A 14,425-nucleotide genomic window follows, 5' to 3' on the forward strand; every position below is an offset into this window, starting at 1 on the left:
CCGCGATTCATGGGCGGGCACCGTGCCCGCCGTATCTGCCGAACTATACATTCCCCGATAAACGCCGGAGTCGCGCGCGGCGGTTTGCAGCCACAATAGGGATCCCTCGACACACCTGACCCTGCATGGTCCCGTTGCGCATTGCCTTCATCTTCCTGCTGGTAGCCCTCAGCACCGTCGTGCATGTGGTGCCGTTGCTGGCGGTGGCGGTGATCAAGGCCGTGCTGCCGATCGACCGCCTGCGCAAGGCCAGCAATCCCTTGCTGACCGGCATCGCGGAAAGCTGGATCGGCATCAACAGCTGGATCGTGTCGCGGTTCTTCAAGACGCGCTTCGAGGTCCAGCACGATGGGGTCCTGCAGCGGGACGGCCATTACCTGGTGCTGGCCAACCACCAGAGCTGGGTGGACATCATCGTGCTGCAGAAGGTGTTCAACCGGCGCATTCCGTTGCTGCGGTTCTTCCTGAAGCGTCAGCTGTTCTGGGTGCCGCTGCTCGGACTGGCGTGGTGGGCGCTGGATTTTCCCTTCATGGGGCGGCATACGCCCAAGCAGATCGCGCGACGCCCCGAGCTGGCGGGTCGCGATATCGAGACCACCCGCCGCGCCTGCGAGAAGTTCCGCGAGATCCCGGTGTCGATCATGAACTTCGTGGAGGGCACACGTTTCACCCCGGCCAAGCACGCCAAGCAGGGCTCACCCTACCGTCACCTGCTCAAACCCAAGTCCGGCGGCGTGGCGTTTGTGCTCGACGCAATGGGGCAGGGGCTGCACGCGATCCTCGACATCACCATCGCCTATCCGGCCGGACAACCGTCTTTGATGGATCTGGTGGCCGACCGCGTGCCCGAGGTGCAGGTGCTGGTGCGACAACGCGCCATCCCGGAAGACCTGTTGGGTGGCGATTACAAAAACGACCGCGCGTTTCGCATCCGCTTCCAGCACTGGATCAACGGCCTGTGGCAGGAGAAGGATCAGGACCTTGGCGCGCTGCTGGGTGGCACGCTGGACGCGGTCGCTGACGATTAGCGGCTCTGCGGACCCGCCAGAGGCGCGACGGAGAGCGACCCGGCGTTCACGGCCAAGCCGTATGCTGCACTGCAGCAGGCGCATCGCCTGATCCCGGAGTTCGTGTTGAAACCACCTGAAAGCTTCCTCTCGCGCGTCCGCCGTGCCACACCGCGGGCCGTCGTATCCGGCGACCGCCGGAAACCTGCGCTCGATATCGCGGCGACGATCAACCAGGCGCTGACGTCTGCTGGTCTGCTCCCGCAGCGCGACAAGAATGCTGCCCCGGCTTTCGCCGGTGGCGTGCCTGCCGTGCCCGCCATGTCTGACCTGGCAGCGCGCTTCACTCCCACCGATACGCCGAGCGCAAGCCGCATTCCGCCGGCGCCGCCCGCGCGTTCGGCCACGAAGACACCGGGCGCGGCGGGCCAGTTCAAAGCGCCAGCCGGGATTACGCTCGAACGCAGCTACACGAACGCCGCCGGCACCCGCACATACCTGCTTTACGTTCCGCCCGGCCTCGACCTGGCCACCCCGGCGCCGCTGGTGTTGATGCTGCACGGCTGCACCCAGGACCCCGCCGACTTCGCCACCGGGACCGGCATGAATGCGCTGGCAGACCAGTTCGGCATGCTGGTGGCGTACCCGGCGCAGACCGCACGCGCGAACGGGTCCAACTGCTGGAACTGGTTCCGCGGCCAGGATCAGGCGCGCGGCGCCGGCGAGCCGTCGATTCTCGCCGGGATCGTTGCCGATATCGCGGCCGACCACCGGGTCGACCAGGCTCGCGTCTACGTCGCCGGGCTCTCTGCGGGCGCTGCGATGGCGGTGATCCTGGGGCGCACGTATCCGGACGTGTTTGCCGCGGTGGGCGCCCACTCGGGTCTGCCGTTCGCAGCGGCCACGGACATGTCTGGGGCCTTTGCGGCGATGCAGGGCAGGGCAGCCACGCCCGGTGCAGGGGCGAAGTCGAACGCCGCTGCTGCCCGCCGGTCAGCTCGGGCCGTTCCCATTCCCACCATCGTCTTCCACGGCGACGCCGATCGCACCGTGAACGCCAGCAATGGCCAGGCGATCGTCGACGACATCCTCGGATCGCACGAACCGTCCGACCGGCTTGCTTCCGCATCCGTGCAAGCCGAGGCCGGCGGGCGGGCCTACACCCGGCAGATCCACGCGGACGACTCGGGCCTGCCGATTGTCGAGTTGTGGGACCTGCATGGTGCAGGGCACGCGTGGAGCGGAGGAAATCCCGCGGGCAGTTTCACCGATGCCAGCGGCCCGGATGCCTCGGCTGAGATGCTGCGGTTCTTCCTCCGGCACACCGGGGCCGGCAACGGTTGACTCCCGCGGCAACCCGGTCGACGGCATGAGCCACGCGGCGTTCACCATCAATGGGTCCAAATGACGTCACCTGTCATCGGGAGTGCGCCATGAAGCAGCAAATCCGGACCATCGCCATGTTGTTGGCCGCGGGCATGTTGATGCTGCTGGCCGGTTGCGTGACGCCTGGCGCCTACGGGTCGCAAGGCGGCTACGGCAACCAGGGTGGTTACGGCGTGCCCGGCGGCTACGAGTCCCCAGCCCCCGGGTACCCGTCCCAATACCCGGCCCAGTACGGCAGCCAACTGCTGGGTACGGTCGATAGCGTGGATCCGCGTTACGGCCGTCTATCGGTGGTCATTGATGATCCGCGCACGGGACGCAGGCAGCGGACCGATCTGCGCTACGACCGGAACACCCGCCTGTTCTACCAGGGCCGGCAGCACCCGGTCGACGGTCTGGAGCGTGGCGATGTGATCCGCATCGAAACCGCCCCGTCCGGGCGCGAGCTCTGGGCCCGATCGATCGAGGTCGTGCGCAACGTTCGCGACAGCGGCTATGGCGGTGGCTACGGCGACGACCCCTACGGCGTTGGCCAGGGCAACGACCTGCGCGGTTCGGTCAACTACGTCGACACGCGCGCGCGCCTGATCCGCCTCGACGGCGTCGGCTACGGCAACAACCAACAGGTCTCCTACGACGCCCGCACGACGGTGGAATACCAGGGCCGCGGCTACCGCCCCGAGAACCTGCAGCGCGGCGACCAGGTGCGCATCCAGGCGCGCCGCGTCGGCAACAACCAGTGGCTGGCGGAGCGGATCGTGGTGGAGCGTTCGGTTGGCCGCTGGTGACGCACAGTCGCTGAATATACCGGCCATGCGGCGGCAATATTGATTCCAAGCTCACGAGCGCTCTGCAAGATTGTCGCTTCCGCAATGCAAGAGCCCCACATGAATATCATTGACTTTGTAAAGAACGCTGGCGAAAAGATCTTCAAGCCGGGTGAGGCGCGTCGCGAGTCGGCCATTGAAAAGCACCTCGCCAAGTACGGGATCAGTGGCATCAAGGTCGAGGTGGACGGCGACAGGGCCACGCTGACCGGCACCGCTGCCGACACCGCGACACGCGAGAAAGCCGTGCTCATCGCCGGCAACATCGATGGCATCAGCAACGTCGAGGACCGGATCCAGGTATTGCATGCGACCCCGGCGCCGGTCGCCGCTGCACCGGCCACAACCGCGACGCAGCCCGCTTCGCCCGCAAGCACGACTGCCGAGGCTACGGGATGGGCATCGCGCACCTACACGGTGAAGTCCGGTGACTCGCTGTCCAAAATCGCCAAGGAGATGTACGGCGACGCGAGCAAGTACCCGCAGATTTTCGAAGCCAACAAGCCGATGCTGACGGACCCCGACAAGATCTACCCGGGCCAGGTCCTGCGGGTTCCTCCGCAGCAGTAGTCCAGGCGCTGGTTCTTCGATCGAGACAGCCGGGCTACCGGCTGTTTTCCTGTGGGGTGTCCGGGCTGGAACGGTGGATGTTGATCCACGTCAGTACGGCCACGCCCAAATGATGATTGGATGCGTGCCTGGACTCTTCTCCCCACGAGGTAATCACGTCATGTCTCCCCGCACTTCCGATTGTCGCCCCCGCAAGAAAGCCCTGGGTCCGGCGATCCGCGTCGCGCTGCTGGTCGCTGGATCTGCATTGGCGGGCAGTTTCGCCGCCAGCGCCGCACCCGCTCCAGCCGATGACGCTGGCTGGCAATTCAGCGGCGACTTCCGCGGCGGTTACTTCGCCAGCGAGCGGACGGCGCGTGACGGAACCGAATCCGACGAGGATGCGTTCAACGCGCGTCTGCGCCTGGCCTTCGAGCGCAGCCTCAACGAGACGTGGCGCTTCCGCACGCGCGTTGCGGGCCGCTTCAGCAGCGAGCAGGACGATCTCGACGTCTACCTGCACAGCTACGCGCCTACCCGCGGGGGTGCGGATTTCGGCGACATCACCCTGGACGAGGCCTACTTCGGCTATCAGGCGCCCGATGACGGGCTGCGCTTCAAGGTGGGCCGCATGCAGACCGCGTTTGCGGTTCCGGGTGTCGCCTCCAAGGGGCTGGACCGCAACGACAGCCCCAACATCGGAGTGAACTGGACCGACGGCGTGCACCTGGACATGCCCGTCGCCGGCGGATGGCGTGGCCACGTGATCGCCCAGTACCAGGACGCCAAGGGAAGCAGCAGCGTGACCGCTGCGCCGCTGGATTTCAGCGACAGTAGCAGTCGCGCGACGCTGTTCCTGGGCATGGAAAACAAGCAGCGCGTCGGTGCCATCACCCAGCGCATGCTGTCGCTGACCTGGATGCCCGACAGTCTGGCCGACCGTGGCCTGGGCGATCCGTCGCGGCAGGACTACGTGACGGTCGATGCGCGCATTGCCGCCGAGTGGCCGATGGGCGCGACAGGCGCGAAGTTCGTCACCGGCGCCGAGGTCGGTTACGCCATGGAAACCCCGCTCGACGCGGTCAGTGGCACGGGCGGCAACGGCGATACCGGGGGGCTCGCATGGCAGGTCCAGGCGAGCGTGTATGACTTCGCGCCCAGGCACAACATCGGCCTGGCCATCGGCCGCGCAGATGCGGGCTGGCTGATCTCGCCGGACTATCGGCCCAATGACAGCTCGGTGGAGGTGAGGTACCAGTGGCAGTTCCTGCCGAAGACCTCGATGGAGGCACGGGTCCGCGAGCGCCGCGAGCTCGAGCATCCGGCCGGCACGCGCGCGCGCGTGGATCGCGATCTCTACGTACGGGTGTCGCACAAGTTCTGACGGTGACGCCGCGCTGATCGGGGTTTATTGTCACGGGAACCCCCGCAGCGAGGTTCCCATGACCGCACCTCCCCGCAAGACGGCTGACGATTTCGATCCGGAAGTCCTCCGGCTTTTCGACCGGTACGTGCATGGGCAACTGGACCGGCGCGGCTTCCTGACCGGCGCGGCGCGCTTTGCGGTCGGGGCGACCACCGCGGCGGGTCTGCTGGCGGCGCTGGCCCCGCGCTTTGCCGCAGCCCAGCAGGTAAAACCCGATGACGATCGGTTGCGGGCGGAATACCTGGAGTTCTCGTCGCCCAAGGGTTATGGCACCGGTCGCGGTTATCTGGTCCGTCCGGCAAATGCGTCCGGTCCGTTGCCGGTCGTGCTGGTGGTGCACGAGAACCGCGGCCTGAATCCGCATATCGAGGACGTCACCCGTCGTCTGGCGCTGGAGGGATTCATCGCCTTCGCTCCCGACGCGCTGTTTCCGCACGGCGGTTACCCCGGTGACGAAGACAGGGCGCGCGCCGAGTTCGCCAAGCTCGACCAGACCAGAACCCGCCAGGACTTCATCGCGGCGGCGACCCTGCTGCAGTCGATCGATGGCGGCAACGGCCGCATCGGCGTGGTCGGGTTCTGCTACGGCGGCGGCATCGCCAATTTCCTCGCCACGCAACTGCCGCATCTGCGCGCAGCCGCGCCGTTCTACGGCAGTCCGCCACCGCTTGAGGATGTGCCCAACATCAAGGCCGACCTGCTGGTGGTCCTGGCCGCGAACGATGAGCGCGTCAACGGCGCGTGGGCGGCGTACGAAGCGGCCCTCAAGAAGGCCGGGGTGCAGTACGAGCTCTACCAGCCAGCGGGGACGCAGCACGGCTTCAACAACGACACGACGCCGCGCTACGACGAGGCGGCGGCGGCCGAAGCGTGGAAGCGGACGCTCGCGCTGTTCCGGCGCACCCTGATTCCGGAAGCGAAGCCCGGTTGAATTGTCGCTCCCGGGGCGGTTTGCTACGCTCGCCCGCACTCTGATCGGCGGGCAGCAGCATGCAAAGGCGACAGTTTCTGGGGCACGCAGCCGGCGCTGCACTTCTTCTGCCATTCCTGGGCTCTGCGAACGCGATGGCGGCAAACATGCTGGCGGTCAACGCTTCGGCCCGGGCGCCGGCGCCTGGCAAGTTGCTGCCAGTACCGCTGAAAAAAGGCGACTGGGTCGGACTGGTCAGCCCCTCGTCTGCACTCAATGACGAGTTCGACCTGCAGCTGGCGCGGGAGGTCATGGAAGCCCTCGGATTCAAGGTCAAGACCGGCGCGCACTACGCGCAGCGACGGGGTCACCTGGCAGGGACGGACGAGGAGCGGGCAGGTGACATCAACGCCATGTTTTCCGACCCCGAAGTCAGGGCCGTCATCGCCACGCGTGGCGGCTCGGGAGCGGCTCGGCTGCTGCCACTGCTGGATTACGAGGCGATCGGCCGCAACCCCAAGGCACTGCTGGGGTATTCGGATATCACCGCGCTGCACAACGCGATCCACGCGCGGACCGGCCTGGTGACCTTCCACGGGCCCAATGGCTCCGGCAGCTGGAACGGCTTCAACGTCGACCAGTTCGAGCGCGTCTTCTTCAAGCGCGAACTCATGCAGTACCGCAATGTGCAGGACGCCGGCGATGAGCTGGTACAGCGTCGCAACCGCACCGTCACCGTCACTGGCGGCAAGGCTTCCGGCGAGCTTGTCGGTGGCAACCTGTCGGTGCTGGTGGCCCTGGCGGGATCGCCGTACCTGCCGGATTTCACCGGCAAGATCCTGTTCCTCGAGGACGTCTCCGAGGCGCCGTACCGCATCGATCGCATGCTCACCACGCTGAAACTGATGGGCGCGCTGGACGGTGTCGCCGGGGTGATCTTCGGCGAGTGCAGCGATTGCGAGCCCGGCAACGGATACGGCTCGCTGACGCTGGCGCAGATCCTCGATGATCATCTCAAGCCGCTGAAGATCCCGGCCTACCGGGGCGCGATGATCGGGCATATCCGCCAGCAGTTCATCGTGCCGGTGGGCGGATTGGTAGAGATGGACGCCGATGCCGGCACCTTCCGCATGCTGGAGCCGGTGTTCGCGGCCTGACTCCTGTCGATCATCGCGGCCTGCCTGCAGTGGCGATCGTGATCAGGCCAGATATCGTCCGCAGACTCGACCTCGAAACCCCGTCCGCGCCGGGACGTCCGCGGCATATCGCCCCCGCTCGAACGGCCGTGCCCGGCAACGGACGCAACTCGGATTCGCTGTTAAATTGATCCGCATGTTGGCGATCCACCAGAAAAACGGCCCGCCGATGCGGGCCTTCGTGGTTGAAGGGGAGTTGCATGGGGAAGTACTCGAACGCGTGGAGGGCGGCATCGCTCGCGCTCCTGCTGGCCGTTGGAATGTCGGGCGCCGTCTTGGCTCGCGACACCGGTCAGACGACCGCAATCACCAACGCGCTGGTCTTTGATGGGACCGGGAGGTCCGCCTATCCGGCGACAGTGCTGATCCGCGACCAGCGCATCGTCGACGTGGGCCCCGATCTGAAGGTGCCCAAACGCGCGCTGGTGATCGATGCAGACGGCAAGACGCTGATGCCGGGGCTGTTCGACCTGCATACGCACTGGACGCCCAACTCCAGCCCGTCCTCCAGCGCGGTCTTGTCGGGGGTCTATCTGGCGGCGGGAGTCACCACCGTCAACGATTTCCACCAGGCGCCCGAATCCTATGCGCCCCGGCGCGAATGGCTGGGCAGCATGGCCGCCGCTCCGCATGTCAATTTTGCCGCGCGCATGAGCACGCCCCTCGGTCACGGTGCCGACTGGGCCGACACGGCGACCACGCGATGGGTGAATTCGCCGGATGCGGCGCGCCTTGCCGTCCGCGAGCTGGCGCCGTACAAGCCCGACATGATCAAGGTGTTCACCGATGGCTGGCGCTACGGCCACATGCCCGACAACACCAGCATGGATCCGTGGACGTTGACGGCGCTGGTCGAGGAGGCGCACGCCAACGGACTCAAGGTCGCCACCCACACCGTCACCGCGGAACGGGCGGGATGGGCCGGCGAGGCGAAGGTCGACCTGATCGCCCACAGCATCCAGGACCGCGTGGTGGATGCAGACACCATCGCGCGGCTGAAGGCCGGTGCTACGTTCTACGCGCCGACGCTGGCGGTCTACGAGCCGGTCAAGATGGGCAGTTCGCCGCCGGCCGATCCCGAGTCGCCCGCGTTTTTGAGCCGCCAGCGCAATTTCCGCAACGCGATGGAAAACGTTCGCGTGCTGCATGACGCCGGCGTACCCATAGCGCTCGGCACCGACGCCGGCATGCCGGGCACGCCCCACGGCGCGGCCACCTTGCGCGAGCTGGAACTGCTCGTCCAGGCGGGATTGACCCCGGCCGAGGCACTGCAGGCAGGGACCGCGACCAGCGCGGCAGCCATGGGCTTGCAGGACGATCGCGGCCGCATCGCCAAGGGCCAGCGCGCCGACCTGCTGCTCGTGGACGGCAAACCTTGGGAAAACATCCAGGACATCAAGAAGCTCAGCCGCGTCTGGCTGGACGGTCGACTGGTGCTCGGCCCGGGCGTGCAACTGCCGGCCAGCAACGCGCGCCCATACCCGCAGCCGGGGGTCGTGGGTCCGCTGGTGGATGATTTCGAGCGCGCGGACGAGCGCACGGCGCTGGACACACTGCGCACCGACGACAATGACGGCGGCAACGACCGCACCTGGCAATTGACCCGGGTCGTGGTGCGGGACGGCGGCGGGCACGCGCTGCGGACCATGGCACGAATGTCCAGCAAGGATCGCGCCTACGCCGCGGTGGTGCTGCCATTGAGCCGAGGTTCGGTAAAGCCGGTAGACCTGCGCGGCTATCGCGGCGTGCGTTTCGACATCCGCGGCGAAGACGGAAGCCACGCGCTGATGCTCAAAGGCCTGGAAGGCGGGCGATGGAAGACTGCGATCAGCGTGCAGCCGCAGTGGCAGCAGGTCAGCGTCGATTTCAGGCAGCTGGAGTACGCGCCCTATCGGGTGGTCGAGGGTGAGGACCGGCCATGGCGCGGCGACGATGCCACGGATCTGCAGTTCATCGTTGAAGGGGACGGCGCGAAGATGCCGTGGTTTGAACTCGACAATGTGCGGTTCTACTGAGCCGTTCGCTCGTATTTTTGCTGTGGCCACCACCAGGAGCGACATGTGAATTTGATGAGCAAGACAGCCGTGGCACTCTTCGCCGCACTGGCACTGCAGGGCGCGGCCGTCGCCGGACAGCTCGACCCCGCCAATGCCGATGCTGCCCCCGCGGGCACCACGGCCGCACAGGGCCAGCCGATGTTGCAGCGCCTGGACGCCTATGCACCGCAGATCATCCGCATGGCCGACCAGATGTGGCAGCAACCCGAGCTGGGCTATCTGGAAAACGCATCATCGGCATTGATGCAGGAGGAGTTGCGCGCCCACGGTTTCCAGATCGAGGCCGGGGTGGCCGGGATGCCGACAGCCTTCGTGGCGACCGCCGGCAAGCGCGGCAAGGGAACGGTGATCGGACTGCTGGCGGAAATGGACGCGCTGCCGGGAATGTCACAGGCCGCGGTGCCGCGGCGGCAGGCCATCGCCGGCCAGGATCCGGGGCACGCCTGCGGGCATAACCTGTTTGGCGCCGGCACGGTGGGCGCGGCGGTGGCGTTGAAGGAATGGCTCGACAGCAGTGGCACCGAGGGCGAGATCCGGGTATTCGGCACGCCGGCCGAGGAGGGCGGCTCGGGCAAGGTGTACATGGTCCGCGACGGACTGTTCAAGGACGTCGACGTGGCGCTGCACTGGCACCCGAACTCGCGGAATTCCGCCGCGCAGAGCATCAGCCTGGCAAACATCAGCGGCAAGTTCCGCTTCAGCGGCCAGGCCTCGCACGCGGCGATGGCGCCGGAACGTGGACGCTCTGCGCTGGATGGCGTGGAAGCGCTGAACCACATGGCGAACATGCTTCGTGAGCACGTGCCGCAGGAAACCCGCATCCACTACATCATCAGCAACGGCGGCGGGTCGGCGCCCAACGTGGTGCCGGCATCGGCGGAGGCTTATTACTACGTTCGCCACCCCGATCCGGTGGTGGTGCGCAGCGTGTTCAAGCGCCTCACCGACGCCGCCGAGGGCGCGGCGCTGGGCACCGGCACCAGCTTTGAATTCGAGCAGACCGGCGGCGTGTTCAGCCTTCTGCCCAACGACACCCTGGGCAAGGTCATGCATTCCTCACTGCAGCAGGTGGGCGGGGTGGAATACAGCGCGGCGGATGCCGCGTTCGCCAAAGAGCTGCGGACGCATCTCGAGCAGCAGGTCGATATCAGCGAAGCGGCAAAGATCGCACCGTATTCGGTTGACGGCGACGGCTTTGGATCGACCGACGTCGGCGATGTCAGCTGGGCGGTTCCCACGGTCGGCATGGGCGCAGCGACCTGGGTTCCGGGCACGCCCGCGCACAGCTGGCAGGCGGTTGCCGCGTCGGGCATGGGCATCGGCCACAAAGGGGCCGTTGTGGCGGCCAAGGCGTTGTCACTGGCCGCGATGCGGCTGTTCTCCGAGCCTGAGCTGGTGCAGCAGGCGCGAGCAGAGTTTGAACGCCGGCGCGGCAAGGACTTCCGTTATGAGCCCTTGCTGCAGCGAGAAAGCCCCCCGCTGGACTACCGGAAGTAATCGGATCGCGCGCCTGCCAAGCGGGGGCGTGCCCTTCAGCCGACGCTTTCATCTCGCGGCAATTCCGAACTGTCCTGCGCCCCCTTCAGCCGCATCAGGTGACGGTGCAGCATTTCCGTCGACAGGCCGTGCAGTGACAGGCGGTAGCCCGCGCGCAGGGTGGACATGGGCACCAGCGGGTGCTTGTTGTTGACCAGCCCGAGGTGCTCGCGTGCGTCAAGGATCGTGGCGACGTAGATGCCGATGGTTTCATCCAGCTGCAGCGAATTGGTCGCCCGCCAGAAATCGTCATCGCTCAGAAACAGCTGATAGACCGGCGTGAACAGCTCAATCGCGCTCTGCAGATCGAGGAAGTTGCGGCGCCGGTTGGGCATGTCCTCGATCCGCAGATGATCCGGCTGCTGGATCATCGAGAAATCCGGCGCGTCGACCTTGCCGAGCTGCTTTCCGCTGGCGCGCAGCGCACTGTTGAGCCGGATGACGAAGTTGTAGAGGTTGAGGTCGTGGACTAAATACATGTCCGGGGCGACGTCGGCGATTTTCTCCGGCCGTAACGGAGTCGTCTGGATCTCGACCGGCGCATTGGCGGCGATGAAGGACAACGCCTGCGAACCGATGCAGAAGTGGCGCAGGATCAGCCAGTTGGCCTCCGGGCGGATGAAATTCTGCATGCCCCAGGCAAGCAGCCGGTGCAGCGTTGGCGAAAACGCCAGCTTTCGCGGCGTGAACACCTTCAGTATCTGCAGCAGGATGATGGCCAGCCGCGCAAACGGACGGATGAAGGGCAACACGTACTGGCGCGAGCGTGAGCTGGAGTCCACCAGCCAGGCGTGCTTCACCGCCGGATCAATCGGCGTGGACTGGTCCAGGTACAGCGCCAGCCACGGGCTGGGGTCACGTGGGTCGTGTTCGTTATCGAGGAAGTTCGGCGAGCGCTGGTTCATGCCTGGGTTTCCCGCAGGGGCCTGACGTGCTGGAACTGCATGAGGTACATCTCCGCGGTGCGTTTGGCCGTATCCAGGATGTCCGTGGCCAGTTGCCCGTCGCTGTCGTGCTCCAGGGCGATTTCCACCGCCCGCAGCCAGCGCAACAAGTGGTGCTCGTCATTCTCGCCGTGGTACTCGAGAAAGCGGAACGCGTCGCGCGGAACGTCCTTCAGCGTTGCCTTCATCAGCGGGAGCAGCGCGGGAATGATCCGCTGGCCCGTGCCTTCGATGATGTAGATCGCGCCCAGCAGGCCGATCGGGTTCTGCGTTGCGGCGAGCGCGTGCAGGTAGGCGTTCAAGGCCTCGCCGCCGGGATTGCGCTTGAGGCGATTGATGTCCGCGACGGGACCGCCGGCCTTGCCGTAGTCGCTGAACAGGATTTCGAAATCGTCCTGTTCTTCCCCCGCGTGCGTCTCGATCAGCGCCGCCAGTGGCTGAAAAGGCGCAGTGACGCTCGCGGCCCCCTCGCGCATCCACAGACTCCCTTCACGCACCTGCGGAATCCAGTCGCTCATCCACCCCAGGTAGTCGTCACGGGTCCAGGCGCCCTCGCGCAGGCGCCTGACGACGGGAGTGCGCCAGACCCGCGAGCGGTAGTCGTGCCACACGCCAGCCAGCTTGCCGATCAGGTCCCGCAGCGTTTCAGGCGCATCGGCTGGGTCGTGCGGCGCGGGGACAATCGCGTACGGCGCTGCCGCCGACGCTGCGTTGGCATTTTGCGGCGCCGCAACCGCCAGCGGCGCCTCGGCGGCCTCCACATCGATCAGCAAGAAGGACGCCGTGAAGCGGCCGGACTCCGGGATGAAACAGAGGATCTGTTGGCCCGCAGCGATTTCGCGGGTACGCAGGAACTCGTCGAGCATGATGAAGATCGACGCCGCCCCGGTGTTGCCGCGCGTCGCCAGGTTGCTGTACCAGCGCTCGCGGGGGATCCCGAGGCCGGCCTTCTGCATCAGGTCGTCCACCACCGGGGCGAACTTCTCCGATGAGTAGTGGCACAGGAAATGGTCGATGCGCTCCGGGTGGATATGGCCGTCCTGCACCAGGCGGACGTACTCGTGGATGCAGACGTCGAACAGGTTCGGGAGCAGCCGGATGTCCTGCCGCAACAGCAGGGCACCATCGGCTTCCGCGTCCTGCCAGCGGTCGTAATCGAGGTGGGAGCGGCCGCCCTTGGCCGACAATCCCAATTGCATGCACACCGGGTAGTCGCCCGAAAACGAGCGCTGATGGATGAAGCGCAACTTCAGCCGCAGCGTCGCGTCCGGGCTGGGCCGGGACGACAACAACACCGCACCGGCACCGTCGGACAGCATCCAGCGCAGGAAGTGCGCATCGAAGTCGGCGTCGTAGCCGCAACCGGCAAAACGCGAGCGCTTGAACAAGCGCGACGGCATTTCCGCAGCCGCCACCAGTGCATGCTCGTGGGCGCCCAGCTCGACCGCACTCGCCGCCGCCTCCCATGCCGCGATCCCAGATGCGCAGATCCCCAGCGAGCTCAGGGTCTGCATTGGCGGGCCGTTGAGTTCGCCCAGCACCATGTTGGCAAAGCCGGGCAGCAGGGCGTCGCCGCCGCATCCCCCGGTCGCAAGCATGCCGACCGCGTCCAGGCCTTTCGATGCTCCCCGCAGGCACTCGCTGATCGCTCGTGCGGCCATCGCTTCGGGCGAGGTGTGGGTGGTGCCGTCTTCGTTGATGCCGTAGTGGCGGGTGGTGATCCCGTTCTGGCCCAGGATGCGCTGCTTGATGCGCGAGGACAGCTGGTTGAGCGGCGCGACGAATGCATCCATCCCAGCGTTGTCGATCGCCGGGCCGGGTAGGTGGCGCGCGTGACCAGTGATGTACACGTTGTTGAAGCGGGTGGTCATTCTCGGGAGTCCTTGCCGCTCGAAGGGGCGGCCAGATGGTCGGCGGCGCCTGCAGCGATGGTGGTTCCGGCCAGACGGTCGAACACGTCGAGCAGGAAGCCGTAGTTGCCGTGATAGACAGCGTGATGCAGATGATGGCGCCGGCTGGCCGCGAGCGGCCCCCCGGCGGGCGCGCGGCGGCTGAACTCGTAGTTCGCATGTCCCAGGTTGTTGAGCACGATGCTCATCACCGGCAGGCCGAACAGCGCGATGGGACTGAAGTCGTGCACCAGCATGGGGAGGATCGGCACGCTGCCCAGCAGCAGGGCTTCCACCGGATGGAAGGCGTAGGTGGAAAACGGAGTCGGCGTCAGCGAGCGATGATGGTGCGCGTGAAATCGCCGCAGCGGCCGTGTGTGCAGCAAACGGTGGCAGAGATAGAAATGCAGCTCATTCCACAGGAACAAGGCCGCAAACTCGATCCCGATGCGCGGCGCTGACGTCTGAGTGGCCAGCCCGGCCAAGCCGCTGCGCAGCAGCCACCACGGCACCAGGGCACCGAAGCCAAACAGCAGGATCGAACCGCAGGATTCAGCGATCTCGCGGCGCAGCTGCCCGGGCCGCAGCGGTCGCTGATCCAGCACTCGGCCGAGGCCCATGCGGGGCAGTAGCGACTGGGTCAGCCACCCGGTGAGTGCGCCAGTCAGAAAGTACAGCGCCGCGAAGTAGAGCGTCGC

The 14,425-nt window shown here is 66.4% G+C and carries 12 protein-coding genes; 9 read left to right on the forward strand and 3 right to left on the reverse strand.

Features of this window, described 5'->3' with window-relative positions; all coding sequences use genetic code 11:
• Positions 1-125: 125 nt before the first annotated feature.
• From INQ41_RS05785 to INQ41_RS05825, 9 genes are all read left to right on the forward strand, one after another.
• A complete protein-coding gene (locus tag INQ41_RS05785) occupies positions 126-1,028 on the forward strand; it encodes an acyltransferase (protein WP_193986962.1) in 903 nt (300 codons plus the stop codon).
• A gap of 105 nt (positions 1,029-1,133) precedes the next feature.
• Positions 1,134-2,351, forward strand: a complete 1,218-nt coding sequence (locus tag INQ41_RS05790) for an extracellular catalytic domain type 1 short-chain-length polyhydroxyalkanoate depolymerase (protein ID WP_193986963.1) — start codon at positions 1,134-1,136, stop codon at positions 2,349-2,351.
• An 89-nt stretch (positions 2,352-2,440) separates the two neighbouring features.
• Positions 2,441-3,181, forward strand: a complete 741-nt coding sequence (locus INQ41_RS05795) for a DUF5666 domain-containing protein (RefSeq protein WP_193986964.1) — start codon at positions 2,441-2,443, stop codon at positions 3,179-3,181.
• 99 nt (positions 3,182-3,280) lie between these two features.
• Complete coding sequence (locus tag INQ41_RS13410) at positions 3,281-3,790, forward strand: LysM and BON domain-containing protein (RefSeq protein ID WP_193986965.1); 510 nt, start codon at positions 3,281-3,283, stop codon at positions 3,788-3,790.
• Between the two features lie 160 nt (positions 3,791-3,950).
• Positions 3,951-5,153, forward strand: coding sequence for a hypothetical protein (locus INQ41_RS05805; RefSeq protein ID WP_193986966.1), 1,203 nt, complete (start codon positions 3,951-3,953; stop codon positions 5,151-5,153).
• A gap of 58 nt (positions 5,154-5,211) precedes the next feature.
• A complete protein-coding gene (locus INQ41_RS05810) occupies positions 5,212-6,126 on the forward strand; it encodes a dienelactone hydrolase family protein (protein WP_193986967.1) in 915 nt (304 codons plus the stop codon).
• Positions 6,127-6,272: 146 nt separating this feature from the next.
• Positions 6,273-7,262 carry a S66 peptidase family protein gene (locus tag INQ41_RS05815; RefSeq protein WP_228076723.1) on the forward strand — a complete coding sequence of 330 codons (990 nt, stop codon included), beginning with the start codon at positions 6,273-6,275 and terminating at the stop codon, positions 7,260-7,262.
• A 299-nt stretch (positions 7,263-7,561) separates the two neighbouring features.
• Positions 7,562-9,316 carry an amidohydrolase family protein gene (locus INQ41_RS05820; RefSeq protein ID WP_228076725.1) on the forward strand — a complete coding sequence of 585 codons (1,755 nt, stop codon included), beginning with the start codon at positions 7,562-7,564 and terminating at the stop codon, positions 9,314-9,316.
• A gap of 54 nt (positions 9,317-9,370) precedes the next feature.
• Positions 9,371-10,855, forward strand: a complete 1,485-nt coding sequence (locus INQ41_RS05825) for an amidohydrolase (protein WP_193986969.1) — start codon at positions 9,371-9,373, stop codon at positions 10,853-10,855.
• 35 nt (positions 10,856-10,890) lie between these two features.
• Here the strand turns inward: INQ41_RS05825 and INQ41_RS05830 are convergent, their stop codons facing one another.
• From INQ41_RS05830 to INQ41_RS05840, 3 genes are read right to left on the reverse strand one after another with little or no spacing between them, the layout of a single operon-like run.
• Positions 10,891-11,799: a DUF6999 family protein gene (locus INQ41_RS05830; protein ID WP_193986970.1), complete on the reverse strand. Its 909-nt coding sequence runs from the start codon at positions 11,797-11,799 to the stop codon at positions 10,891-10,893.
• Positions 11,796-13,709 (reverse strand): 3-oxoacyl-[acyl-carrier-protein] synthase III C-terminal domain-containing protein, encoded by a 1,914-nt coding sequence (locus INQ41_RS05835; protein WP_193986971.1) that lies wholly within the window; start codon positions 13,707-13,709, stop codon positions 11,796-11,798. The genes INQ41_RS05830 and INQ41_RS05835 overlap by 4 nt, the downstream gene beginning before the upstream one ends.
• Positions 13,706-14,347: a sterol desaturase family protein gene (locus INQ41_RS05840; protein ID WP_228076726.1), complete on the reverse strand. Its 642-nt coding sequence runs from the start codon at positions 14,345-14,347 to the stop codon at positions 13,706-13,708. Before INQ41_RS05840 ends, INQ41_RS05835 begins: the two co-directional genes overlap by 4 nt.
• Positions 14,348-14,425: the final 78 nt, after the last annotated feature.

The sequence above is a fragment of the Lysobacter ciconiae genome, from assembly GCF_015209725.1.
GTDB classification, from domain to species: Bacteria; Pseudomonadota; Gammaproteobacteria; order Xanthomonadales; family Xanthomonadaceae; genus Novilysobacter; species Novilysobacter ciconiae.

Coding starts and splice junctions, on each gene's coding strand:
- INQ41_RS05785 (WP_193986962.1), top strand. CDS start 126: ATGGTCCCGTTGCGCATTGCCTTCATCTTCCTGCTGGTAGCCCTCAGC.
- INQ41_RS05795 (WP_193986964.1), top strand. CDS start 2,441: ATGAAGCAGCAAATCCGGACCATCGCCATGTTGTTGGCCGCGGGCATG.
- INQ41_RS13410 (WP_193986965.1), top strand. CDS start 3,281: ATGAATATCATTGACTTTGTAAAGAACGCTGGCGAAAAGATCTTCAAG.
- INQ41_RS05805 (WP_193986966.1), top strand. CDS start 3,951: ATGTCTCCCCGCACTTCCGATTGTCGCCCCCGCAAGAAAGCCCTGGGT.
- INQ41_RS05810 (WP_193986967.1), top strand. CDS start 5,212: ATGACCGCACCTCCCCGCAAGACGGCTGACGATTTCGATCCGGAAGTC.
- INQ41_RS05815 (WP_228076723.1), top strand. CDS start 6,273: ATGCTGGCGGTCAACGCTTCGGCCCGGGCGCCGGCGCCTGGCAAGTTG.
- INQ41_RS05820 (WP_228076725.1), top strand. CDS start 7,562: ATGTCGGGCGCCGTCTTGGCTCGCGACACCGGTCAGACGACCGCAATC.
- INQ41_RS05825 (WP_193986969.1), top strand. CDS start 9,371: ATGAGCAAGACAGCCGTGGCACTCTTCGCCGCACTGGCACTGCAGGGC.
- INQ41_RS05830 (WP_193986970.1), bottom strand. CDS start 11,799: ATGAACCAGCGCTCGCCGAACTTCCTCGATAACGAACACGACCCACGT.
- INQ41_RS05835 (WP_193986971.1), bottom strand. CDS start 13,709: ATGACCACCCGCTTCAACAACGTGTACATCACTGGTCACGCGCGCCAC.
- INQ41_RS05840 (WP_228076726.1), bottom strand. CDS start 14,347: ATGGGCCTCGGCCGAGTGCTGGATCAGCGACCGCTGCGGCCCGGGCAG.